Below are 26,606 nucleotides of genomic sequence, written 5' to 3'. Positions count from 1 at the left end.
CCCCGTGACGAACCACGCCCACGCGACCACTCCCCGGGTCTCCAGCGCGATGGCCCTCCTGCGCGACTGGGAGGCGCCGTCATCCTTTGCCGCGACCCGCAACGACTACGTCGCGCTCCTCCGGGATCGTGGAGCCGCGGCCATGGATCGCGATGGCGGACCCGTGCACCTGACGGCGAGCTGCTTCATCTTCAACACAGCGCTCACCCACGTCCTGTTGTGCTTTCACCGCAAGGGGCAGTTCTGGGTGCAGGTGGGCGGGCACATCGACGCCGCCGACGACACCCTTGTGGTCGCCGCACTGCGCGAGGCGCGTGAGGAATCCGGGCTCACCGAGCTGACGGTGGTGGACGGAGTCCTCGACCTCGACAGTCACGATCTCGGCTCCGCATTCGGCCGCTGCCGCACCCACTGGGACGTCGGCATCGCGGCACTGTCGCCGTTGTCACCGCCGCGTGTGAGCCACGAGAGCGAAGAGGTGGCGTGGTTCACCGTCAACGCCCTCCCCCAGAAGCTGGCGGGCTCGATGCCACGGCGCATTGCGAGCATGCTGGACCAGCTCCGCCTCCGGCAGCCCCACGGGATGATCACCGGCATCTGATTCAGGCGTGCTCCACGCACGTGGCGGCCCACGGACGGAACTCCAGCCGGGCCGCGGGGATGGGCTCACCGCACACCACGCACAGCCCGTAGGTGCCCGCCTCGAGCCGCTCCTGCGCGCCGCGGACCTCGTTGAGCGTCCGCTGCAACGACTCGGCCGTCGATGCGTCCGCCATCTGCTGAATGGCCTGGGTGGTGCCGTCCCCGATGCGCTTGCCGAACCCGATGGTCGCACCCGCCTCGACGGGACGCGTCAGATCTGCAATTTTGGCATGCAGCTCCGCACGCTTGGTCTCGAGCTCCGTTGCGATGGCGGCGAGGTCCATGTTGTCCATGCGGTCGATTGTTCCATTGCCCCTCCTCCAGAACGCGTCTCCGACGACGACCACTTGACGAACGATACTCAACGACATATCGTTGGGTATCGCCGAGGTGACCGTCACCCCGGCACGAACGAAGGACAATCCCTTGAGGAACCGACGCAATTCACAGTTCAACCCCTTCAGCGAGCATGTGCACCACACGCCCGACGGCCCCGGCCCCCACGAGCCGGATGACGCATCAGAGTTCGGCCGAGGCCGAGGACGCGGACGCGGCCCCGGTGGTCGAGGCCCGGGCGGTCGACACGATGGCCAGCGCGACGCCTTCGGCGACGCTTTCGAGGGTGCATTCGACGGCATCAGCCGCGAAGGGATGCACCGAGGGCCGGGCCACGGGCGCGGGTTCGGCCCACGTGGTCCACGACGAGCTGGCCGGGGCGACGTACGCCTCGCCATCCTCTCGCTACTGGCCGATGCCCCGTCCAACGGGTACGGCCTCATCAGCGCCGTCGCCGAGCGCACGGGCAATGCCTGGCGGCCCAGTTCCGGTTCGGTCTACCCGACCCTGCAGCAGCTCGTCGACGAGGAGCTGATCGTCTCCAGTGGTGAGGGGCGCGGCACGGCGTACGAACTCACCGAGGCCGGGCGCACCTACGTGCAGGAGAACGAGGCCGCCATCACGCAGGCCTGGGCCGCAACGCCCGGGCGCAACGAGTCCGAGGTCGCGTTCCACGAAAGCGTGACCAAGTTGAAGGGCGTCATCCAGCAGTTCCGGCTCGCAGCCACCGACGCACAGCGCACTGCGGCCACGCAGACGCTCGACGAGGCGCGCCGGGCGCTCTACCTGATTCTGGCCGACTGACCCACCGAGACATCAGCGATGGCCGTGCCGCCCGACCCCGGAGTGGGCAAGGGCGGGCATCGTCACCCGAGATCACGATCTAATGGCCCCATGACATCCCGAGGACACCACATCTGGTCGGTTGTGCACGATGAGCGCCGCGCACTCGTCGCCGACCTGCGCCGGTTGCATCCGGAGCAGTGGCACACGCCATCGCTCTGCACGCAATGGGACATCCATGACGTGCTGGCCCACCTGGTGGATGGCGCCAAGACGACGAGACGTGGGTTCATCCGCCGCATGCTGGTGGCCCGGTTCGACTTCGACAAGGAGACCGCGGCCGGCGTCGAGCGCGAGCGGCGCGCGGACCCGCAGGACACGCTCGCGGCATTCGAGGCAGTGCTCCCCAGCACGAACACCCCACCGGCGCCGCTTCCCACCCGGCTCGTGGAGATCTTCCTGCACGGTGAGGACATCCGCAGGCCCCTCGGACTCACCAGCCACTACCCGGTCGCCCAGGTGATCGACGCGCTGGCGTATCAGCTGCGCACGAGCACCGGGATGGGCGGTGGCAAGGAGTCCGCTGCTGGCTGGCGTCTCATCACCACGGACGCCGAATTCGCCCACGGGTCCGGTCCGGAGATCCATGGCACCGCACTGACGCTGCTGCTCGCAGTGTCCGGCCGACCCGTGGGCCGGGCGGATCTGACCGGCCCGGGCGCGGAAGACTTCGCCAGCCAGCGTTGAGCGATGACCGTGCCACTGCGCATCGTGGGGATGCCGCAAGAACCGTGAGGAGGTTCCCTTCCCTCGACATGTGCGCGACCCCGTGAGTGCAGGTTCACTTGCCCGTGATGAGGCTCCCCGGCAACTCGAAGTTGTTGGTCTCCGGGTCCTTGCTGTCGACGACCTTCGCCTCCACGAGGTCAGCGACCTTGGTGGCGATGGCGGGCCAGTCCTGCTTCACGGTGGCCACGAACGGGCCGCCCTTCTCGATCTCGGCGAGCGCGAAGTCCTGCCCGTCGACGCCGACGACGGGGACGTCGGTGATGCCTGCTGCCTCCAGCGCCTGAACGGCGCCGAGCGCCGGCTCGTCCCAGCCACCCCAGATGCCTGTCACCTCGTCGGCGCGGGCCGACATGATGTCCTGCACGGAGGCGCGTGCATTCTCGACGGGTCCGGGGACCTCGACGTGCTTGGCTTCCAGCACGGTGATACCGGCGTCCTCGAAAGTCTTCTTGGCGCCTTCTGCGCGGGCCCGCACACCGGGATGGGGATCGTGGGTGAGCATGACGACGGCGCCCTTGCCGCCCATGGCGTCGATGAGGGCCTCCGCGCTCTTCTTGCCGAGGTCGGCGTTGTCACTGGTGACGTTGGCAACGATGCCGTCGGCCGCACCTGCGTCGATGGCGAAGACGGGCACACCCGCATCGGCGGCGGCCTTGAGGCCCAGCGAGATCTGCGTCGGGTCACCCGTGCCCAAAACGATGGCGTCGGGCTTCTGCGCGGCGGCATCCTGGAAGGCGCTGTTCAGCTTGCTCATGTCCCCCGCGGTGTCGACGACACTGACGTCCCAACCGCGCTTCTCGCCGTCGGCCTGGAAGAGGTCGATGACCTCCTTGGTGGCTGCATTGGCGAGGTAGGGGGTGAGCACCTGAACGCTGACGCTCTGCGCCGCACCGGGCGCAGTGGTCGAGGGGTCGGCGGTGGCGCCGCCCTCGTCGCTGCCGCAGGAGATCAGCGACAGGCTGGCGACGACAGTCACGGCGACGGCGCTCCAAAGGTTCCTCGGCTTCATGGTGTGCCCTTCCTGGCTGTGTGATCGCGACCGGAGCGGGCGTGTGCCAGCTGAGCGAACGCGGGTGTGAGGGCATCGTAGAGGCCCCGGTGGATGGCCAACAGCCCCTGGTAGTCCCCGTGGACATCCGACGGGGTGGTTTCAGTGTGATCGCCGTGGTCGAAGACGGGCTGCATTCCGTGCCTCAGGCCCACCGAGTCGGCGGCGGCACGGGCGGCGGAGTGCGCGCCCGGCGCCTCCGCATGACCCGTCACGATGGTGGCCTCGAACACGTCGGCCAGCAGTTGCCGCCAGATGTGGCTGCCCGAAGCACCGCCCACCAGGGGGATGCGGCCCTGACGGATGCCCATGGCGTCGGCGGCGTGCCGCAGCCCCATGGCGACACCGGTCAGTACCGCCAGGTACAGATCGGCGGCAGTGGTGGATTCCTCCACCCCGATGAAGGCCCCGCGGAGGTCCCCGTCGCGGACCGGTGTCCGCTCCCCCGCCAGTCCTGGCAGGCCGAGTGGGCGGTCGCGGACGAGGCGCAGGCGGGGCGCGGCGATGATCTCGGCCTCGGCGAAGCTTCGCCCCGGCAGGAGCGTCCCCAGCGCCCAGGCGGCCGCCGATCCGGCGGACTGGACCGCCCCGATGCGGAGCCGCTTGTCCCAACCCGGCATGACGAGGGAGTGGATGGCTGAGGGCTCGGCGCGGGTGGCAGGCGTGATGCCGGCCAGCCAGCCGGTGGTGCCGAGGTAGAGATACGCGTCGCCGGGCTCCGAGCCGACGAGCCCGTCGGTGGTGGAGCCGGCGTCGCCCATGGCCAGCACGAGAGGGGTGCCGGCTCTGACACCCATCTGGGCGGCGGCCCCTGCACTGACCTCCCCCACGAGTGAGTCGCCGGGGACGGAGCCGACGAGTCGCGGAAGTTGCTCGAACCACGCACCCGCCTCCGTGGCGGCATCGGAGAGCCAACTGCGCGTCGTGACGTCGAGCAGACCCGTGGTGGATGCCGTGGTCACATCGCAGGCGGCGGCCGCCCCGGCCCGCCACGCCACGTAGCCTGCGGGCCCGAGCAGCAGGTGTTCAGCGTCGCGCAGGACCTCCGGGTGGTGCTCGGCGAGCCACGCGATCTTGGCAGCCACGGCCGACACGTCCTGATGGTTGCCGGTGCGGGCCTCCCACCGCACAACGGCCGCCGCGAGGCGTCGGTGCTGGGCGACTGCCCGGGTGTCGGAGTACAGCATCGCGGGGCGAAGTGCCCGTCCGTCGGCGACCGGGATCAGGTCCTGCATCTGGCCCGTGAGGCCCAGTGCCACCACGTCGCCTGCCACACCGCAGCGCCCGAGGACGGCGCACGCGGCAGACCACCACTGATCGGGGTCCTGTTCGACGATCCCGCCGGGGGCGGTGTGCGTCGGGTAGGGCTGGGACGCCTCGGCCACCAGGGTGCCGTCGAGGTCCACCACCACGAGCTTGGCGCTGGATGTGCCCAGGTCGAGTCCCGCCACCAGCGGCATCAGCGCCGCCGCCTGACGATCTGCGACAGGCTGACGGCCAACACGATGATGAGACCGGTCAGCACCTGCTGCACGTAGCTGTTGACCTGCAGCAGGTTGAGGCCGTTGCCGAGGACGCCGACGATGCCCAGCCCGACGGCTGTGCCCCCGATGGTGGGTTGCCCGACGCGGGACAGGGTGACGCCCAGGAACACGGCGGCGATGGAGGACAGCATGAGGGGATCGCCCGCCGTCGGGTGTGCAGATGCCAGGCGTGCGGTCAGGATGATTCCGGCCAGCGCGGAGCCCAGTCCGGAGACCAGGAAGGCACTGAACCGCACGGCACGGGTGTTGACGCCCGAGAGCCGGGAGGCCTCCGCGTTACCGCCGACGGCGTACCACTGCCTGCCGAGCACGGTGCGCGACAGAACGAACCACACCATCACGGCGAGGGCGAGGGCGATGATCACCGGCATCGGGACCGGTCCCAGCCGGCCCTGCCCCAGGGCGACGAACCCCGCGGGGAGACCAAAGATGGTGGCGCCGTTCGACAGCAGGAGCGCGAGGCCGGTGAAGGAGGTCATGGCGGCGAGGGTCGCGATGAACGCGGACAACCCCAGATAGGCCACGAGGAAGCCGTTGATGGCCCCCGCCAGCAACCCGGCGGCAAGCCCCGCTGCGATGGCCGGCACCACGGGTACGCCGGCGGTCAGGAGCTGTGCCACCAGTACCCCGACGAGGCTGGCGAGCGCCCCCACCGACAGGTCGAAGTCACCCACCACCATCACCACCGTCTGGACGGACGCCACCATGGCCAGAACGGCCACCTGCTCCAGGATGTTGGTGAAGTTGCCGGCGGTGAGGAAGATGCCCTTCTCATCCAGCACGGTGAACAACATGATCAGGACCAGCAGGCCCAGCAGCGTCCCGTAGGAGGCGAGCCGTGCAGGAAGGGCAGAGCGTCGATGCGGGGCGCGCTGCGGCCCGGCCGTCGTGGTGGCGGTCATGCGTCAAGTCTCCCGTAACAAAGGTGGAGGATGGTCTGCTGGTCGGTGCTGGCGGCGTCGACGATGCCGGCCAGGCGGCCCTCGTGGAGGACGGCCACCTCGTCAGCGAGCCCCAGTAGTTCGGAGATCTCGCTGGAGACCACCACGACGGCAACCCCGTCTGCGGTCAGCCTGCGGATGAGATGGTAGATCTCGGACTTGGTGCCGACGTCGATGCCGCGGGTGGGTTCGTCCAGCAGCAGGACACGTGGCGTTCGTGCCAGGTACTTGCCGAGCACCACCTTCTGCTGGTTGCCGCCGGAGAGTTCTGCGACATCCTGCAGCACCGAGGTGGCGCGGATCTGCAGCTCCTCAGCCTGCCTGCGGGCCAATGACCGTTCCCGGTGGGGCTGCATGACACCGCCACTGCTGAGCGCCTTCAGGCTGCCGAGACCGATGTTGGTGGCGATGCTGGCGTTCATCACGAGTCCCTGGCGTCGTCGCTCCTCCGGCACCAGCACCACCCCGGCCGCCATGCTGCGCGCGACGGATGAGCGGGTGATGTCGATGCCGTCGAGTTCGACGGTGCCACCCTGGGGCCGCTCGACACCGGCAATGAGCCGCAGGAGCTCGGTGCGGCCCGCCCCTGCTAGACCGGCGACACCCAGCACCCTGCCCGAGCGCGCCTGCACGCTGACGCCACGCAGGGTCCAGCCTGAGAGCTCCGTCACGCGCAGCACCGGCTCGCCATCAGAGGTGGCGCGGGGCGGGAACTCCTGTTCCGGGGCCCGGCCGATCATGGAGGCAACGACCTCGTCATGCCGGGTCTGCCCCATGGGTTTGGTCCAGACGTGCTGGCCGTTGCGCAGAACCGTGGCGGTGTCGGCCAGTGCGAACACTTCTTCCAGTCGGTGCGAGACGTAGATGATGGCGGTGCCGCGGTCGCGGAGACCCCGCAGCACACTGAACAACAGTTCGGTCTCGGTGTCGGTCAGCGCCGCCGTCGGTTCGTCCAGGACCAGAACACGCGCCTCGCGGGCAAGGGCGCGGGCCAGCGCCACCATGGTCTGCTGCACCGCCGACAGCTCCGCCACCGGCGTGTTCACGTTGAACGTCTGCCCGAGGCGGGCCAATTGCTCTTGGGCGTCGGCGGTGAGGCGGCGCCGCCCCAGCAGTCCGGGGAGGCCCGGCCGGCGCATGCCGAGGAAGATGTTCTCCGCCGCACCCAGTGTGGGCACCAGCATCAGCTCCTGCGGCAGGGCGACGATGCCGGCGGCCTGGCCCTCCTTCACGGAGCGGAATCTCACCGGAACGCCGTCGACCTCCACGGTGCCGTCACTGGGCTGGAGGACCCCGGCGATCATCTTGATGAGCGTGGACTTGCCGGCGCCGTTCTCCCCGAGCAGTGCGTGGATGGAGCCGGCATGGAAATCCAGGGAGACCTCCGCCACCACCCGGATGGGGCCGTAGTCCTTGCTGAGGTTGCGCGTCGCGAGGACAGCCGTCGCCTTCACTGGTTCCGCCCGGCCATCGCCAACGTCCCCATTCGCCACGCCTCATCCACTGTGTCCCACCCGGCCTCTCGTCCCGGGCTCCAGTGTGGCATCCACGGTCGTTCCGTTCACGCAGCAGCCACAGCCATCGTGACGAAAAAGTGCGGCCAGATTGCGAATCAGCCCCCTCGGCGGTCTGTTTCGCGGACTCACAGGAGTTGTCCGTCGCTGGCGCCCTGCGGCCACGCGCGTCGCTCCGCTGTCAGGGCTTCCTGATGGCGTAGACCGCATAAACGCCGTCGGTGGGGCAGTAGATGTCCAGTTCGGCAGCATCGTCGATCCCGGCAGCAGCAATGATCTGCAGCATCTGGTTGATGGAGCGGGGCTGGATGTGTGGCCACTGCACCGTGTTGAGGGTGAACTCCAGTTGTTTGTGCGTCTCATCGAGCATGTTGCCGAAGATCAGCAGCCCTCCCGGCCTGACCAGGTCGTATGCGTTCTTCAGAAACACGATGGCACCGGCCCGGCTCCGTTTCTCGTCCACAACGCCGTTGTAGGTGTAGGACTCCTGGTTCTCCGGCGGGAGGTATTCGAGGAACCCCAGCGCCTCGACGACGTCATACCCCACCCTCCCGTCCGTGGAACCCGGATCGATGTCGATGCCCTGGAGCCCCAGGATGTTCTTCGTGGCCGTGGTGACACGATCAGCGATTCCGTGGCTTGAGGCAAGGCCGACGGCCATCTCGAGGGATTCGCGGTCCAGATCGACGAGCGTGACGGTGGACTCCGCGGATCGCGCGTCCCGGAGGAGCCCAGCCATGGTCTCCAGGACAGGTTGGGCCGCTCCGCAGGCGAGGGACGCCACGGCGAGGCGGCCCTCGTTGGCCGCCTCGTGCTGCAGGAGCTTCCGTAGAACCGCCGCGCGACTCCTGATGCCGATGGCGTCGTCAATGTTCTTGAACCACCTGACCGCCTCGTCATCAAGGACGACACCGTTGAAGAGACGCCCCTTCTCCGGGTCGTAGATGATGTCCAGCGCGACTGCGCGCGGTATCAGCTTGAACCACTCGACAATGGTGGGCATGGTCCTGCCCAACTCCTGGGTGGCCGGGTTGCTCATGTCGATGACTGTCCTGGATCTCGTGAGGTCCTTGGCAGGATCGCCGTGGTATCCGAGGGCGATGAGATCCCGGATCCGGGCATCGATCCTCGCCTTGTCGGAATCGGCCCACCGATCGGTGTACTCGAAGCGATGACACCGCGGGGGCTGGAGGAGACCCTGTGTCGTGCATCCATCCGGCAGTGCCGTGTGGTGGGTCACCGTCTCCTCGCGAGGCTTGTCCATGACCTGGACGCTGTGGGTGGCAGTCTCGTCTCCATGGTCGGGGCTGGCGAAGAACTTGCTGGGCGCCACCCCTGCCTCGTAGCGCAGATCATTGCTTCCGTGGACCTGGTGGTCCTCCATGTCCATGAGGGTGTTCAGCTTGAGCATCGTGGGCTGCCTTTCTGTTTATCGGAATCTGACGGGCGGTGTGAGTGGGTCCTGGCTTGCTACTTCGTGAGGAGGAGAACCCGGACGCGCTGATACATCCAGGACGCTGATCAGCATCGTGGGAGCGGCGGCGGGGGTAGTGGTCGCACAATCCCCTTGCCGACTGTGCACAAGTGTCGTAAGATACAACCAAATGGTTGTACATCATGCGGACCCACGGCTCACCGACGACGGGGTGGATCGCATCTTCCGAGCCCTCGCCGACTCCACCCGTCGCGACATCCTTCGCCGAACCCTCGACGGTGAGGTCTCGGTCTCACAGCTCGCCGCGTTCTACGACATGTCATTCGCGGCGGTGCAGAAGCACGTCGTCGTGCTGGAAGGGGCAGGACTGGTGACCAAGCATCCCCATGGCCGTGAACGCAGGGTTCGCGGCAATCCCGAAACACTGAAGCGCGCCCAGGCACTCCTGGGCCGCTACGAGGACATCTGGCGTGGCCGCATCGCGCGCCTCGACGACCTCCTTGAAGACGACTGACCCACAGACAAGGAACCACCATGCCCATCACATCCATCGACACCGATGTCGAGGCCCTCACGATGACCGTCGTGGCCGACTTCACCGTCCCCGCCCGCCGCCTGTGGGAGGCGTACTCCGATCCGCGGCAGCTCGAGAAGTTCTGGGGGCCGCCGGACTGGCCCGCCACCTTCAGCCGCCACGACATGGCCCCCGGCGGCCTGTCCAGGTACTACATGAGCGGACCCGAGGGACAACGCATGAACGGCCTCTGGGAGATCATCGGCGTCGATGCACCACGCACACTGGAGGTCCGCGATCGCTTCGCCCGCGAGGACGGCAGCGTCGACGACGACATGCCCTCCATGCGCGTGGTCTTCGCCTTCGACGACACCGACGCCGGCTCCCGCCTCACCACCACGACATGGTTCGGCTCGGTGGCCGACCTCGAACAGCTCGTCGAGATGGGGATGGAGGAGGGCCTCACCACCGCCATGGGCCAGATCGACCAGGTGCTGGCCGACCTCACATCGTTTGCCGCCGGAGTCGGTACCACCACGCAAATTCTCGACGACACCCACATTCGTGTCAGTCGCGTCATTCGCGGCCCCATCGAGAAGGTGTGGGACGCCCACCACGAGCCGGAGCTCATGAAGCGCTGGTTGCTGGGCCCTGACGGATGGACCATGCCTGTGTGTGACGTCGCTGCCAGCGTCGGTGACACGTATCGCTACGAGTGGGTGGACGAGAACGGCGAGAACCGGTTCGGGTTCACGGGCGAACTGGTGGAGTCTGCACACCCCTACAGGGCGGTGACCACTGAGCAGATGATCGGCATGGATACGGTCACCACCAACGAGCTGACACTCATTCCCGTCGACGACGGCACACTGCTGTCGGTGCTGATCACCTACCCGGACGCCACCACCCGCGACATCATCCTCGCCACGGGCATGACCGAGGGCATGGAGGCCAGCTACGCGCGGATGGAGTCAGAACTGATGGCGATGGCCTGAGTCCAGACGATGAGCTGCGCGACCCCCGTGAGCGGCACGCCGACCAGCGGCCGGCTCACGGGGGCACCGCGTCAGCTCCGGCCGCCTCCGGCAGTCTTGCGCCGTAGCCTCAGCAACCAGTTCTGCACCCGTATCGCGGCCATGGCGACGCCTCCCGGCCCGTAGGGCTCGTAGGCGCGCACACGGACGAGCAGGCCCTCCTCCATCCCCGCCACGAACACCTGTGGGAACGTGAGCGTCCGGCCACTGGCCAGGACATGCTCGCAGTCCATTTCGATGGCACCGGAGTTGCCGTCCTCGGACATGAATGAGCCAACCACGGTGAATCCGAAGCGCTCCATACCGAGGAATCCCCAGTCCAGCCCCGCTGCGATGTCATCCAGACCACGCATCTCGGGGTTGGGGTAGTGGGGATCGGTGAAGACGGCATCCGGCGCGAAGGTCGCCAGCACTGCTGCCTTGTCCTTGGCCATGGTGGCCTCCAACATCTGGTCAAGGAGGGCACGCAAGGTGGGTCGGTGCGTGGAAGCCCTGGCCGACGACTCTGACATGTGTCCCGCCATCCCCGCCACTGGCGGGACCACCTTGTCCCACACCCCAACGGCTGTGGGGGCCAACTCTACGGGCCGAGGTTGTGGTTCTCATCGGTTACGCACTTTCCGAACGAGGGTCACCGTGTGGATGACGTCACCCGCGCGCGAGGCCGGGCCACCTGTCGTGAAGTCCGTCAGTTTCTTCTGTCCCCCGCACGACGTGACAATCGTCGACCGTGCTTCTAGTATCTCGTCGGCAATGGCCACCGCTCCAGGCACCACCGCTCAAGAAAAGATGTTTCATGGAACCCCTCTGGCTGCCACTTGTCATCGCCGTGGTCGTGATGCTCCTTCTGTTCAGGGCGTCGAAGGTCGTTCCGGTGGGCCACGTCTTCCTCGTCGAGCGCCTCGGCCGCTACCGCACGTCGCTGAAACCCGGGATTCATCTCACGGTTCCGGTGATCGACACTGTCCGCGCCACGCTGGACACCCGGGAGCAGATGTTCTCGACGTCACGCGAACCCGTGGTCACGAAGGACAACCACGTACTCGCCGTCGATGCAGGCGTCCACTACGAGATCACCGACCCACGCGCCGCCGTCTACGAGGTCGCAGACCATCTGCAGGCGCTGGACACGATCACCGTCTCGACTCTGCGAACAGTGATCGGCGGCATGGATCGTGAGGAGGCACTCATGTCCAGCCAGGTGATCGGCACCGAACTGCGCAGGGTACTCAACTGGACAACGGGCACGTGGGGCGTTCGAGTGAACCGGGCCGACATCACGGCCCTGGACGAAGCTGGCCAGCTCTGACCTCCCGTACCCCCGTGCCCATCCGGGCAGCTGTCGACAACTCCTGGGGGCCAGCGTGTCCGCTACGCCGGCGACGGCTACGGCTGGGGGGCCCGGCGGGGCTGTTGACGGACCCTCGCCGGCCCGGACCCGCCGTGATGGGGTTCGTCGTCATGCGCGAGCGAGGACGGGTCATCCTTCTCGTCCCGCGCGGCCCACTCCAGTAACGTGTCGAGTCGGAAGGCCTCGTCGTCGATGCTCGCGTGCAGGTCCCCGAGCTGGCGTAGGCGGTCAGGGACGGTGGCGAGGGTGAAGTCGTGGGGTTCCACGTCGGCCACCTCGTCCCAGGCCACCGGTGTCGAGGCGGTCCCGTCGGGGACGCCGCGCAGCGAGTAGGCGCAGGCCATGGTGTGGTCGCGGGCATTCTGGTTGTAGTCGACGAACACGGTCCGCGGGTCACGGTCCTTGCGCCACCACGTGGTGGTGACGTCTCGTGGCATTCTCCGCTCCACCTCACGGGCGAACGCCCAGGCGGCGCGACGGACGTCGGCGAAGCTCCATTCCGGAACCACCCGCACGTAGACGTGCATCCCGTTACCGCCAGAGGTCTTCGGGTAGCCGGTGATGCCCAACTCAGCCAGCACCTCCCGCGACGCCTCAGCCACTTTCCGGACCTGGGCGAAGGTCGCCTCCGGCATGGGGTCGAGGTCAATGCGCCACTCATCCGGTCTGTCCACGTCGGCGCGCCGAACGTTCCAGGGGTGGAACTCGACGGTGCTCATCTGCACTGCCCACACAATCTGCGCCACTTCGGTGGGGCACAACTCATCGGCTGTCAGTCCGAAGCGGGGAAAGGACAGCTCAACGGTCTCGATCCAGTCGGGGGCACCGTTCGGCAGTCGCTTCTGGTGCACCTTCTCCCCTGCCAGCCCCTTCGGGAACCGGTGCAGCATCGTGGGCCGATCCCGCAACCCGCGCAGCACCCCGTCGCCCACGGAGATGTAATAGTTCGCAACGTCCAGCTTCGTCCAGCCGTGCTCGGGGAAGTACACCCGATCGGGACTGCTCAACCGCACCGTCTTGTCGCCCACCTCAAGCTCGACCGCGTTCTGCTTGCTCGCCATACGCACGACGCTAGAGCATTTGCCACCGCACCAAGCGGGTTCTGCCCCGCACGGTCGTGGAGTAGTTTCACTTCATGAGCGCTTGCCACCCCCTCTGCGGCCCGAGTCCCCGCCCGTCGCGACGGCAGGGATAGACCGTGCCCCTCCACAGCGCCGGGCTGCTGGTCTTCGACGATTCGGGCGCAGAAGTCCGCGTGTTCCTCGCCCACATGGGTGGTCCGCTGTGGGCCCGCAAGGACAGTGGCGCGTGGTCGATCCCGAAGGGACTCCACGACCCGGACGAAGAGCCGGAGGACGCGGCCCGACGCGAGTTCGAGGAAGAGGTGGGTGTGATGGCGCCGGCGGGAGTCCTGACCGATCTCGGGGAGGTCAGGCAACGCTCGGGCAAGGTTGTCCGCGCCTTCGCCGTCAAGGGCGATCCAGGCCTCGCGTTCGTCGCCAGCAATGCGTTCACGATGGAATGGCCGCCACGGAGCGGCCGCCTCGCAGAGTTCCCGGAGATCGATGGCGCGCAGTGGTTCACCCTCGCCGAGGCGCGCGGGAAGCTTGTCGCCGGTCAGGTCGCCTTCCTGGACGCACTGGCGACTCGCCTGACCGACCCCACGGGGTGACCACTCAAACAGTGCACCACGCGCCACCCCACGACGTGCTCCTCAGTGCGCCCTGCGTGGGCGCAGTGCAGCGACGAGGGCCACCGTCGCAACGCTCACCGACAGCGCGCCCGCCACGACCCACCCCGGGCCAAGCACGTGGCGTGGCAGGGCCGCGAGGCCCAGGACCGCCATGCCGACCGCGACACTGACAGCCACGTAACCCACCCCTGCCAGCGACAACAGCTTGGCCGCCCGCCCCGTGACGCGGGCATACGACGGCGCCGCAGCAGCAAACGCCGTGGAGAGGTGGAAGACAGCCACAAGTACCGTGACGCCCAGCCACCTCCCTGGGGTCCCACCACCTCCGTCGGGCTGTGACGCAGCCGCTGCCCCGGCCAACCACCACAGGCCCACGGCCGCGACGAAGAACAGCGGCGCCACCGAGTCCGGACGGATCACCGACGCGAAGGCCATCACCAGGGCCGTCACCAGCAGGGCCGGCGAGATCAGCACCGGGAACCAGAGGTTGCAGAGCACGGCGGCCCCAACCCCGGAGGACAGCACGGTCAACCGAAGGACCCATTGCTGCCCGCTCGTGATCTGGAGGGCGTAGATCCAGCCTGCGAGAACCTCCGCGAGATCCCTCATCGCCCCGGCACCCGCCGCGGGGCCGAGCGGGCCGCTTCCATTGACAGCAGCACGCTCGCCAGGCTGCTCGTCCCCCGCCAGGGCGTGACCGGAATGCCGATGCTTCGCAGCCGTGCGAGGGCCTCGTCGCGCTCCATGCGGCGGATCATCCACGCCTCGCCCAGGAAGGTGTCGCGGCGAAACGAGCGGATGTCCCCGAACTGCCCGACACCCTCTGGCAGCGTGTCCACGCCAATCACCTCCGCACCGAGACGTCGGAGCCGCACCAGTTCATCCTGGGATTCGCGCTCCAAGAGTGGGGAGCAGAAGAACACCAGCATCCCGCTGGTCACGGTGCCCACCGGCCGAAGCCTGTCCCAGTCCGGCACGTCGCGGTTCGCCCTCGACAACACATTCAGCACCATCCGTGCGTGCCTCGGCCCGGTCCCGGGACGAACGTGGCCTATGCGTCGGCCCAGGTCGTGGATGGCCACGCGATCACCGAAGCCACCGTAATGTCGCGAGATCGCGGCGATCGCCCGCACCGTGGCATCCAGGCTCGTCGGAGCCTCCGGTCTGGCAGGGACGATGTCCACAAGAGTGTCGGCCACGATGAGGACATCGGTGTCGCGCTCGGTGAGTGTCGAGTTCACGTGCAATGCGCCCAGCCGCGACGTCACCCGCCAGTTGATGCGCCGCAGGCGATCGCCGGGGCGGAACTCGCGCACTTCTGCCAGGTCGCTGCCATCCCCTCGGCGCCTCGAGCGATGCATGCCGACGATCCCGATCGGGTGCGCCACCCCGCTGCCGCCCTCCAGGCTCGACGATGTGGGCCTGACGGTGACGGTGACGCGAGGCGTCGTCGTCGAGGCGCGCCAACTCCCACTGGGATCGCAGACGGCGACGGTGCCCGGTCCCACGTCGTAGCGACCCCACCGCTCGGGCTGTACCGCCACGCGCACGCCCTCCGGGACAGCTGCATCCAGCACGGTGCCCGAGTCCGGATCCAGGGAGATTCCCGGGCGCACCGGCCACTGGAGCGTGACGAGGGCTGAGCGCCACGCATGGGTGGCATGCGTCACCATGGAAACCGACTCCCCCTCCGGGATCACCACCGCCTTCGGCCGCGACTCCACCACCAGGTCTACGTGTGGTCGGCTTCGCCACCCCCATGCCAGGTGAACGACGAAGGGCACCATCAGCACCACGACGTCGACGCGCTGCACCATGACGGCGACCACTCCCAGCACCGCCGCCGCCACGAGGGATCGGAGCAGGGCAGGGGTGTGCGAGAGATGCATCACGAGGTCTCCGCATCAGGCACCGGAACCTGGTCCAGCACCGCCCGGACGACCGACTCGGGGGCCACGTTGTTGAGCCACAGTTCTGGCCTGATCACGATCCGGTGACCGAGCGCGGGCACCGCGAGGCGCTTGATGTCCTCCGGGATGACGAAATCGCGACCCTCGATGAGCGCCAGGGCTCGCGAGCACAGCAGCAGGGCCAGCGATCCCCGCGGCGACGCCCCCACGAGGGTGTCCTGGTGGTCCCGGGTGGCGCGCACCAGGTCGATGGCGTAGCGGCCCACCGATTCGGCCACGTGGATGTCCTCCACGCAGTCCTGCACGGCCAGCAGGCCGTCGGAGTCGAGCACCGCGCCCACGACGACCTCTTCAGCTCGCCGATCCATCCGTCGACCCAGCACGTCCCACTCCTCGTCCAGCGACGGGTAGCCGAAGGCGAGGCGCAGCAGGAAGCGGTCGAGTTGTGCCTCCGGCAGCGGGTAGGTGCCCTCGTGTTCGATGGGGTTCGCGGTGGCGAGGACGTGGAACGGCCGGGGCAGCACGAAGGTGTGCCCCTCGACCGTGACCTGCCGCTCCTGCATCGCCTCCAACAACGCGGACTGCGTCTTGGGAGGGGTGCGGTTGATCTCGTCGGCGAGCAGCAGGCCTGTGAAGATCGGGCCCTCCCGGAAGCTGAACTCGCTCGTGTTCTGGTCAAAGGTGTAGGAGCCGGTGAGGTCGGCAGGCAACAGGTCCGGCGTGAACTGGGCGCGGGTGAACTCCAGCCCCAGTGCTTGCGCCAGGGACCTCGCCGCCAGGGTTTTGCCCAACCCGGGGAGGTCCTCCAGCAGCACGTGACCCCCGGCGAGCACACCCGCGAGCACCAGTGTCATCTGGTCGCGTTTGCCCACCAGGGCGGTGTCGACGGCATCGAGGACCTGGTGCACGAGGACGGTGGCCTGGGCCTGGGTGAGCGCCGTCGAGGTGGGGGTGCTCATAGCGAATCGATCTCCTTGAGGTGGGCCTGCAGTGTCGTGCGGTTGAGGACCTGGGGGCGCTCTGACTCTGCGCTGCGGAGGTACGTCAGGAGCGCGCCCGAGAGGTGGGGGGCGGCGGACGCCAGGGGGCCCTCGCCTTCTGCGGGGCGGGGTATCCGCCCGGAGGTGACGAGCCGTCTGGCGGTGAGCAGGGCCAGGGTGCGGGCGAAGCTGCGGGCCTCGAAAGCACGACCGGGCTGGGCGTGGGCGAGGACGGATGCGAGTCGGCGGGTCCGGATGTCGGCTTGGAGGCGCGGGGAGCGGGTGTGCCAGGAGGGCTGCTCCCACTCCGTGGTGGCCCCCGGCGGTGGGAGGTACGTGAGGACCCAGGAGGTGACCGCGGCGAGCGTTCCGGCGATGAATGCCTGGATGGGCTCGACGCGAAGGCTGACGACGCCGTCGAGCGCGACGACGAGTGACGCCGCGGCGATCCCGATGCCCAGGCGGAGGACGAGGCCCCGCCAGGCGCTCACGTCTGCTCCCGTCGGGCGAGCTGGTCGCTGAGGGCCTCGAGGGCGGCGATGGCGCGATCACGATGCACATCGGTGAGCTGGTGGGTGGAGAACAACGCCTGGCGGTAGAGCTCGGCGAGGTCCTGGAGTGCCGCTGCGTCGACGACGGCGTGGCCGAGGACTTCGACGGTGAACTCCTGCGAAGTCTGCGCGGGGCGGCGCACGATGCCGGAGTCGGAGGCCACGCGCTCCAGACGCCGCCAGCATTCGATGACGGCGCCGTCGACGGGGATGCCCTGTCTGAGCGAGGCGACGGTGTCGGCCACAGTGGCCGCCAACGCCTCATCGTCGATCTCGGGGATGTCTGACTGGTTTCCGCTCGGGTCGGCTGCCTGGCGGCGGTCCGTCCGCACCATCACGCCTGCAAGGCGCAGGATGAGGAGCGCAATGAGCGCGAGAACCACGACGACGGCCACGGTCCGGATCACGTCGCCCACCCATCCCGGAACGATGAACGGTTTCTGCTCGGGAACCGGGAACATGGGGGACGGCGACGGGGCGGCGCTGACAGTGGGCGGCGCCTCCGGCTCGAGGATCTCGGTCGGGGCGGGTCTGGGAATGATCTCGACGGCAGCGGGTCGGGGGCTGGTCGCACCCAGCGTGACGAGCAGGAGGACCACGAGTGCGACGGCGGGCACGAGGAGGAGGTTTCCGCCCCTTCGCGACGGCGTCGATGCATTCACAAGGAATGAGTCTACGGACCGCACCGGCACAGGTGTTCCCGCGGTGTGGCCCCGGCCCATGCAGCACTCGATGGTCGTGCTCGCATGACACACGTTGTGAGCCGCATTTCGTGGAGCCAGTGGCATCCCCTGGGCAAAACCGGGATTCTCCACCCATTCCACACCCACGCACCTGCACAGCTTGGCCCATGTCCGTCGCCATTTAGGGCTGCCACGTAGACTTATATCACGGCTGGACAGGAGGTGCACGATGTGGTGGCTCGCTTGGCTGATAGCGGCGGTGGCCCTCGGTGTCGCTGAGGCCTTCTCTCTGACCCTGGCGTTCGGCATCTTCAGCGCCGCAGCCCTGCTGGCCGCAGTCGTCGCCGGTTTCGATGCTCCCTGGATCCTGCAGCTGTTGTCCTTCGCTGCCGCGTCGATGCTGGGCCTCCTGGTGGTGCGACCCATTGCGCTACGACACGCCTCACAGCCTGCACTCACCCGTGACGGCACCGACGCCCTCGTCGGCAGGACCGCCACGGTCCTCGAGGAGATCAGCGCCGAACACGGGCTGATCCATCTCTCGGGGGAGGACTGGACGGCGCGTTCGCTGGACGACCAACTCATCATCCCCCCCGGGGCGGCCGTCGATGTGATGGAGATCCAGGGCGCCACCGCCATCGTTTATCCGCGTGAGCTTCTGCCGTAAGAGCGAAAGGAAGTTGTGTCATGGAGTTCTTTCTGGTGCCGATCATCGTCGTGGCGCTGTTGGTGGTCTATCTCGTGATGATGACCGTGAAGATCGTCCCGCAGGCCCACCGCTTCAACATCGAGCGATTCGGCCGATACCGTGTCACACTCCAGCCCGGCCTGAACTTCATCATTCCGATCGCCGACCGGGTGCGCGACAAGCTCGACATCCGCGAGCAGGTGTTCCCCTCGACGCCACAACCGGTGATCACCGAGGACAACCTCGTGGTCAACATCGACACGGTCCTCTACTACCAGATCACCGAACCGCGTGCCGCGGCGTATGAGGTGGCCAACTATTTGCAGGCCATCGACCAGCTCACGGTGACGACGTTGCGCAACCTGATCGGCAGCATGGACCTGGAGCAGGCACTGACGTCCCGTGAGGCCATCAACGCCCAGCTGCGCAGTGTGCTGGACGAGGCCACCGGCAAGTGGGGCATTCGCGTGAACCGCGTCGAGATCAAGGCCATCGACCCTCCTGGCAGCATCAAGGAAGCCATGGAGAAGCAGATGCGTGCAGAACGGGACAAGCGCGCCACCATCCTGCACGCCGAGGGCGAGCGTCAGTCGCGGATCCTCACCGCTGAGGGCACCCGCCAGCAGGAGATCCTGCTGGCCCAGGGCGAACAGCAGGCGAGGATCCTGCGGGCCGACGGCGAGGCCAAAGCCATCGAGCGTGTCTTCCAGGCCGTCCATGCCAACGATGCGGACCCCAAGCTCCTCGCCTACAAGTACCTCGAGACGCTTCCGGCGCTGGCAAACGGCCAGAACAACACGTTCTGGGTGATCCCCGGTGAGTTCACCGAGGCCATCCGCACCGTCACCGAAGCCTTCGGGGACAAGACCCCGAGCACGGCGAAACCCGCTACGGGCACAGTGGCCGAGACCGAGACCGAGGTCGACGAGACGCCACCGAGAGGGGACGAGGCACCGCAGCTCGGATACGACGCAACGCTTCAGCTGGAACGCAACGGGCACCAGGAGGAGCTCGAGTCCCTCGATGCGGCCCGGGCGGCCGACGAGGTGGCAAAGAAGGCGGAGGACGCCGTCAACGAGGCCAAGGCGGAGGTCAGGGCAGTGGAAGCAGCCGTGGGGGGCCACGCAACGAGTACCAAGTGAGCGACCATCGAGGCCCGATGGGCCAGAGGGGTGGAGCTAAGGAGATTCGAACTCCTGACCTCTTCCATGCCATGGAAGCGCGCTACCAACTGCGCCATAGCCCCGCTGTCGCCGAGGCAACTCGGCAATGTTAGCGCATGGTGTTCGGTGTGTGAGCGCGGCCGGCAGTCGGCCGGCAGCCCTTCGCTGCGGTGCGCTCATTCCTCGCTGCACCTACGCGGATTGGTGGAACGCAGAGGCACTCCGGCATCGGTGAACGCGGGGCACTCCTGGATCGGTGAACGACGGGCACTCAGACATCGGTGGGAGACGCGGAGTGCTCAGGGATCGGTGAGCAGGGCAACTCATGCCTCATGGTTGCCGCGGGCTGAAGTGCGTCGCAGCCGCTGCGCCTGCGACGCTCAGCCAGTGCTCCGCATCCGTTCGGGCTGCCGCGGATGAGCCAGCCAGCCTTTCGAGCGAGATGGACGCAACCGGGCAGTCGGTGGCGACGGAGCCGGCGATGACGATGGTCTTGTCCTTCGCCTCTGCGAGAACGTTGCCCACCACCTTGCCGCCCTGCGAGGTGGTGTCGAAGCAGCCCTCACCGGTGATGACCACTTCCGCGGTCCCGAGCTCAGCCACCAGGCCGGAGAGACTGGCCACCTCCGCAGCTCCCGGCACGACCGTGGCTCCCCAGAGTGTGGCGAGTCCGTACGCCGTGCCTCCCGCCGCCCCCATACCCGCGACGGCAGGGTCGGCCCCGAGTACTTGCACCAACCTGCCGAGGCCTGCTTCCAACTCGTCGACCTGGTGCGGCGTTGCGCCCTTCTGGGGCCCGAAGATGGCGGCCGCTCCACCGGGGCCGAGCAGGGGGTTGGTGACGTCGGTGAGGAGCCTGACACCACCCACCGGTGGCGGGATGAGGTCATGGTCGTCGAACCACGCCAATCGTTGCAGCGCTCCCCCGCCCTCAGGGAGTGGAAGACCTGCATCGTCGAAGAACCTCGCCCCCAGTGCTGCGAGTGCACCCGCGCCTCCGTCGGTCGTGGCCGAACCGCCGAGTGCGACGGTGATGGAGGTGACCCCTGCCTCCAGCGCGATCCTGATCAGTTCCCCCACGCCCCGGGTGGTGGCGTTCAGGGGGTCGAGCGGGTCCATGAGTGGGAGTCCGCAAGCCTGGGCCAGTTCGATGACTGCTTCCCCGGAGGGGAGTCGGAGCCAGTCTGCGGAGACAGGCCGACCGTTGGGGCCGGTGACCTCGGCCGTGCACCGCTCGGCGCCGTGCACCGACTCCAGGGCATCGAGTGTTCCCTCGCCGCCGTCTGCCAGGGGAATGAGGACGAGGTCGTCGTTGCGTCGGACGCTGAGCCAGCCATCGCCGATCGCTCTTGCCGCATTCCGGGCCGTGCAGGTGCCCTTGAATGAGTCCGGTGCCACAACCACCCGCATGTCTGGGTCTCCTTCGCCTTGATCAGAGCCTAGGTGAGGGTTGCCCGGGGCGGGGCTTTTGGTTGGGCTTGTGGTGGGCGACTCAGAGCGGCCTGCCATCACGCCCGTTCACCCCGCCGCTCCGGCGCTCCGGCGCTCCGGTCACTTATTGACCCGCCGGGTCGAGGAGAATCCTGCCGGTTTCGGACCCCGATTCCTTGTCTGGGCCGCCAACAGGCATAGTTGCATTGTGAGCCTCGAACTCGTGACCCTCGTGCTAGTGGTCATCACGGCCCTGGTGTTCGACTTCACCAACGGTTTCCACGACACCGGCAACGCCATGGCTACCTCCATTGCCACCAAGGCGTTGCCTCCACGCACCGCCGTGGCACTGTCGGCAGTCCTGAACCTGGTGGGTGCGTTCCTGTCGGTGGAGGTGGCTCTGACCGTCACCAACGCCGTCATCAATATCCAGGACGCCGCGGGCGCCCCGCGCCCAGAGTTCCTCGCCGATGGCGGGCAGGCTCTTCTCCTCATCGTGCTGGCCGGGCTTGTGGGAGGCGTGGTCTGGAACCTGCTGACGTGGTTGCTGGGCCTGCCGTCGAGTTCCTCCCATGCACTTTTCGGTGGCCTCATCGGCGCAACCATCGCCGGTCTCGGTGTGCAGGGCGTGAAGTGGGTCGGTGACGGCACCACACTCGACGGCGTGGTGGGGAAGGTGATCCTGCCCGGGCTGATGTCGCCGGTCATCGCGCTCATCGTCGCGACCATCGGCACCGCGATGGTCTACCGCATCACCAAGGGTGTGGCGGAGAAGTACCGCAACACCAGTTTCCGATGGGGCCAGATCGGCTCCGCATCCCTGGTGTCTCTGGCACACGGCACCAACGACGCCCAGAAGACCATGGGCGTCATCACCCTCGCACTGATCGCCACCGGCCACTGGACCGACCTCACGTCGGTCCCGCTGTGGGTCAAGGTCGCTTGCGCCCTGGCCATCGCCGCCGGCACCTACATCGGTGGCTGGCGCATCATCCGTACTCTCGGCAAGGGTCTCGTGGAGATCGCCGCACCGCAGGGCATGGCCGCTGAAGCCTCCTCCGCTGCCGTCATCCTTGCATCCAGCCACCTCGGCTTCGCACTGTCCACCACACACGTCGCCACCGGCTCCATTCTCGGCTCCGGCCTGGGCAAGCGGGGCGCGAAGGTCAACTGGAAGGTCGCCGGACGCATGCTGCTGGCATGGGGCATCACGCTCCCCGCCGCAGGGCTCGTCGGAGCACTCATGTGGCTCATCGGGCACACGCTGGGGGGACTCTTCGGAACACTCGTGGTGTTCAGCCTCCTGGTGGCGCTTGCGACCCTCATGTACCGGCATTCGCGCAAGAATCCCGTTGATTCCAAGAACGTGAACGACGACTGGATCCCCGCCGATCTGCGCCCCGAACCCACCCTCGTGGGCGCGACGTCGACGCCCACCGGCACGGAGGGGGAAACGGCATGAGCAACATCGTCCTGGCGCTGGAAGGCGCATGGCAGGTGCTGGTGGTGGGCATCCTCCTCGGCGCCGGGCTCCCCACCATCTTCGCCCTCGGTATCCGGTCCCTCTCCTACGGGGTGGGCGGGGCAGCCGACATCGAGGCGCATGAACCCCACCTCATCGGCAAGATCATGGCCGGGTTCTGCTTCGCCATTGTGATCGCTGCGGTGATCGCAGGAGTCGGCGCCATCGTGGCGTCGGGCTTCGGTTGGGAGCTGGGCTTCTAGCCTCTCAGCTCCACGCCTCCTCCGCCGCGGGCGTCCGCATGGTCATGGTCCACAACCATTGACAGCATCTGCAATGTCGTGTCTGGGTATGACTGCTGATCGTGGATGACCCAATTTCTCCCCGCAGCCTTCACCACCATGCGGCACGGTGGGCGGGTCAACTGGGTGCGGCAGCCCTCAGCGGTGGCAGAACCGCGACCACGGAGCCGCTGCCGGTGAGTCTGACATCCCCACACCCATGACCCACGAGGACGGTGTCTCCCTTGCGCATGGCAATGTCGCCCCCCTGACTCGCGAGCTCCACTTCTCCGCTCACCATGATGAGCACCTGAAACATCGCCGGGAGCATGAGGGCTTCACCGTCGACATCGCAGCGTGCGACGCAGAAATAGTCGTCGGCCAACGGCGAGAGGATGCTGGGTCCTGTGCGCTGCCGAGTAATCAGAGAATCCACTTCGGCGTCGGAGTATCCGCGGCGATCGATCGCGTCCACCGCACGGTTGAACCCCAGCCCCAGATGACCGTCCTTGGCCCCGTCGATGGCGAACGTCTTCCACTCCGCCAGAATCGACATGTCCTCCGGTTCCTGCACCTCGACGACGAAGTTGCCCTCACCGATGGCATGGAGGGTGCCCGGGGGCACGAATAACGTGTCCCCCGGCTCCAGCCTCCTCTCGTGTAACAGTCCAAGGAGTTCAGTGGTGTTCTGACTGGACATCAGATCCAGGAGTTCTTGCCGGGAGATGTCGCGCTTGAGGCCCACATGGACCGTCCCGGGGGCCAGAGCAAACCATGCCTCAGCCTTGCCGTGCGCAGCCCCCAGATGTTCAGCGGCGAAGGAGACATCCGGGTGAGCATGGACTGGAAGCCGTTCACCCGCATCCAACAATTTCACGAGGATCTTTGGATCGACGCCGAAACTATCCAGATGATTCTGCCCGAGCCACCGGCCCGGTTCTTCGAGAATCGCATCACGAAGGACCTTCCCGTCGGGAAGGGTGGTAAGTCCCAGCCTGTCCTCCCCGAACAGAGTCGTTGTGGAACCCACCCAGTCCTCGGGGACGAAGTCGCCAGCTGCCCCCTGACCGCGACGAAACGCCCTGATGGCTGGTCCACCACGGTAGAACCGGTCAGCAGGTTGGTTGGCGGGCAGGAGGAGTGGTTGCATGGTTTTTTCGCTCCTTGTCGAGAGGGTGCGGAATCCGCAAGCGAGTCATCACCTCGGAATCCCGCTTCGAGAGGGGCCAATTCGGTGCAGGACCCCCATGGCGTGTCAAAGAGGCTGGTGCGCCCCGATGACGGTCAGGTGCCCGACTTGCCGAATCGGCGAAGACTGTCGATTGCGACCGCGATCACGATCACGACTCCCTTGACTATCAGCTGATAGAAGAACGGGACATTCATGAGGACAAGACCGTTGGTGAGAACGCCGATGATCAGGGCCCCGACGAGGGTTCCGATGACTCGCCCACGGCCCCCCATGAGCGATGTGCCACCCAACACAACGGCTGCGATGGCATCGAGTTCGTAGCTCTGCCCCGCCGTTGGCTGCGCAGAGAGCACTCGTGCGGAGAAGATGATGCCCGCAAGTCCAGCTGCCGCGCCACCGATGGTGTACACAGCAAGGAGGACCTTCTTCACGTTGATACCGGCCAGCCGCGCGGCTTCCATGTTCCCGCCGACGGCGTAGACATGGCGCCCGAACTTCGTGCGTTCGAGAATGAACCAGAACACGAGATAGACGACGACCATCACGACAACGGGTGTCGGGATGCCCGCTACCGCTCCATTGCCAATGGCTCGGTAACCGAGGTCTGAGCTGATGAGTGGCTGCCCTTCGAGGAGCGAATAGGCGATGCCTCGGAGATAGGTCATGGAACCCAGCGTCACGATGAAGGCGGGCAGTGCCAGCCAGGCGACGAAAGCGCCATTGATGAATCCTGCAAGGGCCCCCGCAGCGACGCCACCCAACAACGCCAAGGGGCTTGGCACTCCGGCGACGAACAGGAGGACCCCAGTGACGCCGGAGACGGCAAGGATGGATCCGACGGAGAGGTCGATGCCTCCCGTGATGATGATCATCGTCATGCCTGCAGCAAGAATGGCGTTGATCGAGACAGATCGCGCCACGTTGAGGCCGTTGTCGATGCTGAGGAAGTACGGCGCCATGATGGACATGAAAATGCACAGTAGAACCAGGACAGCGAAGATGCCGACCTTGTCCCACCAGAAGCCCATCTGGGCCAGAATGCTGCGGGTCTTCTGCGGTACCGCGGACGCGGCCGCGATGTCAGGGCTGCTCATGTGTCATCCTCGGGTTTTGATCGGCGTACACGCCGGTTGCGTGTTCCATGACGACTTCCTCGGTAGCGCTCTGGGCGTCCATTTCAGCGACGATCCGGCCTTCGCGCATGACGAGTAGTCGATCGCTGATGCCCAGTGCTTCGGGGAGATCGGAGGAGATCACCAGCACCGCTGTACCGGTTGCGGCGATCTCCTTGATGATGCGGTAGATCTCACTCTTTGCCCCGATGTCAACGCCGCGCGTGGGCTCGTCGAGAATCATGAGCGCGGGTTTTTCCAACATGAGGCGGCCGAGCACCAGTTTCTGCTGATTGCCACCGGACAGACTGCGCGATTCGATGCTCTGCGAAGCCGCCCGCACGCGGAGTGAGGTGAAGATTTCATCCACCTTGCTCTTCATCCTGCGGAAGTTCAGCACCCCGAAGGTGGAGAAAGCCCCAAGTGTGGACATGGCCGTGTTGTCACGCACCGACATCTCCAAGAACAGCGCCTGATCCTTGCGGCTCTCCGGCAACATGCCGATGCCCTTGGCAACGGCGTCACCCGGATTCCTGACCCGGATCTGTCGCCCATCCAGCGAGATGGTGCCGGCGGCCACTTTGTCGGCTCCGTACAGCAAACGGCCCACCTCAGTGCGACCGGCGCCGATGAGTCCGACCATCGTCACGATCTCCCCAGCACGAACGTCGAATGACACCGGACCAATGGCCCCGCCGTCGGTGAGATCGCGTACCTCGAGGCGCACCTTGTCCAGTTCGCGTTCCTCGCGACCATAGAGGTCATCGACGTCGCGACCCACCATCATTCTGACGATGTCGTTCGGGGAGACGGCGTCGCGGCCCGCCGCGCGCATGTCCTTGGTACCGACGAGCTTGCCGTCCCGAAAGACAGTGACACGGTCAGCGAGTTCCCATACCTCCTCCATACGGTGGGAGATGTAGATCAGCCCCATCCCCCTGTCACGCATTTGGTGAATGAGCCCGAAGAGTTGTTTGGACTCGCTCATCGACAGGGCCGCGGTCGGCTCATCGAGGACCAGGACCTTGACGTCTTCCGCCACGGCCCGGGCGATCTCCACCATTTGTTGCATACCGACGCTGAGTCGCCCTATGGGGGTCCTGGGATCGATGTTGACGGCACCGACCCGCTCGAGCTTCTCCCGGGCATCGCTGATCATCTTCCGACGATTCAGCATGAACGAAGTGGTGGGCTCGTTTCCCACCGCCAAGTTCTCCGCCACCGACATTTCGGGGAACGTGTTGAGCTCTTGGTGAATGATCCCAACCTTGGCAGTCATGGCATCTCTGGGGGATGCCATGACTATCTGATTGCCCATCATGTGAATGGAGCCGGAATCAGGGCTGTAGGTGCCGGCAATGATCTTCATCAGTGTCGACTTGCCGGCACCATTCTCACCCATGAGCGCATGAACCTCACCAGGCCGGAGGTCGAAGCTCACGTCGCTCAGTGCTTGTGTTGCACCGAAACGCTTGCTGATGCCCCTGACTTCCAAGAGGGGGGAATCTTCCAGGACTTGGTCCATGTGC

At 66.8% G+C, this 26,606-nt stretch carries 28 protein-coding genes and 1 tRNA gene; 11 read left to right on the top strand and 18 right to left on the bottom strand.

Annotated elements, in window-relative coordinates; all coding sequences use genetic code 11:
- Nucleotides 1-4: 4 nt before the first annotated feature.
- The gene (locus EAX62_RS09045; RefSeq protein WP_199711219.1) at nucleotides 5-601 is read left to right on the top strand and encodes an NUDIX hydrolase; all 597 of its coding nucleotides are present in this window, start codon (nucleotides 5-7) and stop codon (nucleotides 599-601) included.
- 1 nt (nucleotide 602) lies between these two features.
- Here EAX62_RS09045 and EAX62_RS09040 read toward each other — a convergent pair whose 3' ends face one another.
- Complete coding sequence (locus EAX62_RS09040; RefSeq protein WP_199711218.1) at nucleotides 603-935, bottom strand: TraR/DksA family transcriptional regulator; 333 nt, start codon at nucleotides 933-935, stop codon at nucleotides 603-605.
- A 133-nt stretch (nucleotides 936-1,068) separates the two neighbouring features.
- Here EAX62_RS09040 and EAX62_RS09035 point away from each other — a divergent pair, with 133 nt between their 5' ends.
- Together EAX62_RS09035 and EAX62_RS09030 are read left to right on the top strand one after the other, a co-directional pair.
- A complete protein-coding gene (locus EAX62_RS09035) occupies nucleotides 1,069-1,782 on the top strand; it encodes a PadR family transcriptional regulator (RefSeq protein WP_199711217.1) in 714 nt (237 codons plus the stop codon).
- A gap of 90 nt (nucleotides 1,783-1,872) precedes the next feature.
- Nucleotides 1,873-2,508 (top strand): maleylpyruvate isomerase family mycothiol-dependent enzyme, encoded by a 636-nt coding sequence (locus tag EAX62_RS09030; protein WP_121901353.1) that lies wholly within the window; start codon nucleotides 1,873-1,875, stop codon nucleotides 2,506-2,508.
- A gap of 94 nt (nucleotides 2,509-2,602) precedes the next feature.
- Here the strand turns inward: EAX62_RS09030 and EAX62_RS09025 are convergent, their stop codons facing one another.
- The 5 genes from EAX62_RS09025 to EAX62_RS09005 all read right to left on the bottom strand — a co-directional run bounded on the left by EAX62_RS09025 (nucleotide 2,603) and on the right by EAX62_RS09005 (nucleotide 9,008).
- The gene (locus EAX62_RS09025) at nucleotides 2,603-3,559 is read right to left on the bottom strand and encodes a sugar ABC transporter substrate-binding protein (RefSeq protein ID WP_121901352.1); all 957 of its coding nucleotides are present in this window, start codon (nucleotides 3,557-3,559) and stop codon (nucleotides 2,603-2,605) included.
- Nucleotides 3,556-5,058 (bottom strand): FGGY family carbohydrate kinase, encoded by a 1,503-nt coding sequence (locus EAX62_RS09020; protein ID WP_121901351.1) that lies wholly within the window; start codon nucleotides 5,056-5,058, stop codon nucleotides 3,556-3,558. The genes EAX62_RS09025 and EAX62_RS09020 overlap by 4 nt, the downstream gene beginning before the upstream one ends.
- Complete coding sequence (locus EAX62_RS09015) at nucleotides 5,058-6,044, bottom strand: ABC transporter permease (protein WP_121901350.1); 987 nt, start codon at nucleotides 6,042-6,044, stop codon at nucleotides 5,058-5,060. The genes EAX62_RS09020 and EAX62_RS09015 overlap by 1 nt, the downstream gene beginning before the upstream one ends.
- The gene (locus EAX62_RS09010; protein ID WP_121901349.1) at nucleotides 6,041-7,576 is read right to left on the bottom strand and encodes a sugar ABC transporter ATP-binding protein; all 1,536 of its coding nucleotides are present in this window, start codon (nucleotides 7,574-7,576) and stop codon (nucleotides 6,041-6,043) included. The genes EAX62_RS09015 and EAX62_RS09010 overlap by 4 nt, the downstream gene beginning before the upstream one ends.
- A 202-nt stretch (nucleotides 7,577-7,778) precedes the next feature.
- Nucleotides 7,779-9,008 (bottom strand): SAM-dependent methyltransferase, encoded by a 1,230-nt coding sequence (locus EAX62_RS09005; RefSeq protein WP_121901348.1) that lies wholly within the window; start codon nucleotides 9,006-9,008, stop codon nucleotides 7,779-7,781.
- Nucleotides 9,009-9,201: 193 nt separating this feature from the next.
- On the opposite strand from EAX62_RS09005, the gene EAX62_RS09000 reads away from it, so the two are divergent.
- The gene (locus EAX62_RS09000) at nucleotides 9,202-9,546 is read left to right on the top strand and encodes an ArsR/SmtB family transcription factor (RefSeq protein ID WP_121901347.1); all 345 of its coding nucleotides are present in this window, start codon (nucleotides 9,202-9,204) and stop codon (nucleotides 9,544-9,546) included.
- Nucleotides 9,547-9,566: 20 nt separating this feature from the next.
- Nucleotides 9,567-10,541 carry an SRPBCC family protein gene (locus EAX62_RS08995; RefSeq protein ID WP_121901346.1) on the top strand — a complete coding sequence of 325 codons (975 nt, stop codon included), beginning with the start codon at nucleotides 9,567-9,569 and terminating at the stop codon, nucleotides 10,539-10,541.
- 71 nt (nucleotides 10,542-10,612) lie between these two features.
- Here the strand turns inward: EAX62_RS08995 and EAX62_RS08990 are convergent, their stop codons facing one another.
- Entirely contained in the window at nucleotides 10,613-11,092 is a 480-nt protein-coding gene (locus tag EAX62_RS08990) for a nuclear transport factor 2 family protein (protein ID WP_158600606.1), read from the bottom strand.
- 284 nt (nucleotides 11,093-11,376) lie between these two features.
- Between EAX62_RS08990 and EAX62_RS08985 the strand changes: the two genes are divergently transcribed.
- Nucleotides 11,377-11,889 carry an SPFH domain-containing protein gene (locus EAX62_RS08985; RefSeq protein WP_121901344.1) on the top strand — a complete coding sequence of 171 codons (513 nt, stop codon included), beginning with the start codon at nucleotides 11,377-11,379 and terminating at the stop codon, nucleotides 11,887-11,889.
- A 77-nt stretch (nucleotides 11,890-11,966) separates the two neighbouring features.
- Here the strand turns inward: EAX62_RS08985 and ligD are convergent, their stop codons facing one another.
- Nucleotides 11,967-12,992 carry a non-homologous end-joining DNA ligase gene (ligD, locus tag EAX62_RS08980; RefSeq protein WP_121901343.1) on the bottom strand — a complete coding sequence of 342 codons (1,026 nt, stop codon included), beginning with the start codon at nucleotides 12,990-12,992 and terminating at the stop codon, nucleotides 11,967-11,969.
- Between the two features lie 137 nt (nucleotides 12,993-13,129).
- Between ligD and EAX62_RS08975 the strand changes: the two genes are divergently transcribed.
- Nucleotides 13,130-13,603: an NUDIX domain-containing protein gene (locus EAX62_RS08975; RefSeq protein ID WP_121901342.1), complete on the top strand. Its 474-nt coding sequence runs from the start codon at nucleotides 13,130-13,132 to the stop codon at nucleotides 13,601-13,603.
- A 42-nt stretch (nucleotides 13,604-13,645) separates the two neighbouring features.
- Here EAX62_RS08975 and EAX62_RS08970 read toward each other — a convergent pair whose 3' ends face one another.
- From EAX62_RS08970 to EAX62_RS08950, 5 genes are read right to left on the bottom strand one after another with little or no spacing between them, the layout of a single operon-like run.
- Nucleotides 13,646-14,233, bottom strand: a complete 588-nt coding sequence (locus EAX62_RS08970; protein ID WP_121901341.1) for a hypothetical protein — start codon at nucleotides 14,231-14,233, stop codon at nucleotides 13,646-13,648.
- Entirely contained in the window at nucleotides 14,230-15,513 is a 1,284-nt protein-coding gene (locus EAX62_RS08965; protein WP_121901340.1) for a DUF58 domain-containing protein, read from the bottom strand. The genes EAX62_RS08970 and EAX62_RS08965 overlap by 4 nt, the downstream gene beginning before the upstream one ends.
- Nucleotides 15,513-16,493 (bottom strand): AAA family ATPase, encoded by a 981-nt coding sequence (locus EAX62_RS08960; RefSeq protein WP_121901339.1) that lies wholly within the window; start codon nucleotides 16,491-16,493, stop codon nucleotides 15,513-15,515. The genes EAX62_RS08965 and EAX62_RS08960 overlap by 1 nt, the downstream gene beginning before the upstream one ends.
- Entirely contained in the window at nucleotides 16,490-17,005 is a 516-nt protein-coding gene (locus EAX62_RS08955) for a hypothetical protein (RefSeq protein WP_121901338.1), read from the bottom strand. The genes EAX62_RS08960 and EAX62_RS08955 overlap by 4 nt, the downstream gene beginning before the upstream one ends.
- On the bottom strand, nucleotides 17,002-17,727 hold the full coding sequence (locus EAX62_RS08950; protein ID WP_158600605.1) for a DUF4129 domain-containing protein: 726 nt from the start codon (nucleotides 17,725-17,727) through the stop codon (nucleotides 17,002-17,004). The genes EAX62_RS08955 and EAX62_RS08950 overlap by 4 nt, the downstream gene beginning before the upstream one ends.
- Before the next feature lie 250 nt (nucleotides 17,728-17,977).
- Between EAX62_RS08950 and EAX62_RS08945 the strand changes: the two genes are divergently transcribed.
- Nucleotides 17,978-18,415, top strand: coding sequence for an NfeD family protein (locus EAX62_RS08945; RefSeq protein WP_121901336.1), 438 nt, complete (start codon nucleotides 17,978-17,980; stop codon nucleotides 18,413-18,415).
- Nucleotides 18,416-18,435: 20 nt separating this feature from the next.
- Nucleotides 18,436-19,578 carry an SPFH domain-containing protein gene (locus EAX62_RS08940; protein WP_121901335.1) on the top strand — a complete coding sequence of 381 codons (1,143 nt, stop codon included), beginning with the start codon at nucleotides 18,436-18,438 and terminating at the stop codon, nucleotides 19,576-19,578.
- A 31-nt stretch (nucleotides 19,579-19,609) separates the two neighbouring features.
- Here the strand turns inward: EAX62_RS08940 and EAX62_RS08935 are convergent.
- Together EAX62_RS08935 and EAX62_RS08930 are read right to left on the bottom strand one after the other, a co-directional pair.
- Nucleotides 19,610-19,682: transfer RNA gene (locus EAX62_RS08935), tRNA-Ala, on the bottom strand.
- A gap of 247 nt (nucleotides 19,683-19,929) precedes the next feature.
- Complete coding sequence (locus EAX62_RS08930) at nucleotides 19,930-21,009, bottom strand: glycerate kinase (RefSeq protein ID WP_121901334.1); 1,080 nt, start codon at nucleotides 21,007-21,009, stop codon at nucleotides 19,930-19,932.
- Between the two features lie 229 nt (nucleotides 21,010-21,238).
- On the opposite strand from EAX62_RS08930, the gene EAX62_RS08925 reads away from it, so the two are divergent.
- Both EAX62_RS08925 and EAX62_RS08920 read left to right on the top strand, forming a co-directional pair.
- Complete coding sequence (locus EAX62_RS08925; RefSeq protein ID WP_121901333.1) at nucleotides 21,239-22,492, top strand: inorganic phosphate transporter; 1,254 nt, start codon at nucleotides 21,239-21,241, stop codon at nucleotides 22,490-22,492.
- Nucleotides 22,489-22,755, top strand: coding sequence for a hypothetical protein (locus EAX62_RS08920; RefSeq protein WP_121901332.1), 267 nt, complete (start codon nucleotides 22,489-22,491; stop codon nucleotides 22,753-22,755). The genes EAX62_RS08925 and EAX62_RS08920 overlap by 4 nt, the downstream gene beginning before the upstream one ends.
- Before the next feature lie 157 nt (nucleotides 22,756-22,912).
- On the opposite strand, the gene EAX62_RS08915 is transcribed toward EAX62_RS08920, so the two are convergent.
- From EAX62_RS08915 to EAX62_RS08905, 3 genes are all read right to left on the bottom strand, one after another.
- Nucleotides 22,913-23,923, bottom strand: a complete 1,011-nt coding sequence (locus EAX62_RS08915) for a class I mannose-6-phosphate isomerase (protein WP_121901331.1) — start codon at nucleotides 23,921-23,923, stop codon at nucleotides 22,913-22,915.
- 134 nt (nucleotides 23,924-24,057) lie between these two features.
- Nucleotides 24,058-25,059, bottom strand: coding sequence for an ABC transporter permease (locus EAX62_RS08910; protein WP_199711216.1), 1,002 nt, complete (start codon nucleotides 25,057-25,059; stop codon nucleotides 24,058-24,060).
- Entirely contained in the window at nucleotides 25,046-26,602 is a 1,557-nt protein-coding gene (locus EAX62_RS08905) for a sugar ABC transporter ATP-binding protein (RefSeq protein WP_121901330.1), read from the bottom strand. The genes EAX62_RS08910 and EAX62_RS08905 overlap by 14 nt, the downstream gene beginning before the upstream one ends.
- Between the last annotated feature and the right edge of the window lie 4 nt (nucleotides 26,603-26,606).

The organism is Tessaracoccus antarcticus (genome assembly GCF_003688855.1).
GTDB lineage: Bacteria > Actinomycetota > Actinomycetes > Propionibacteriales > Propionibacteriaceae > Arachnia > Arachnia antarctica.
The sequence above is the reverse complement of the archived record's forward strand: the minus strand, read 5'-3'. Positions and strand labels throughout refer to the sequence as shown.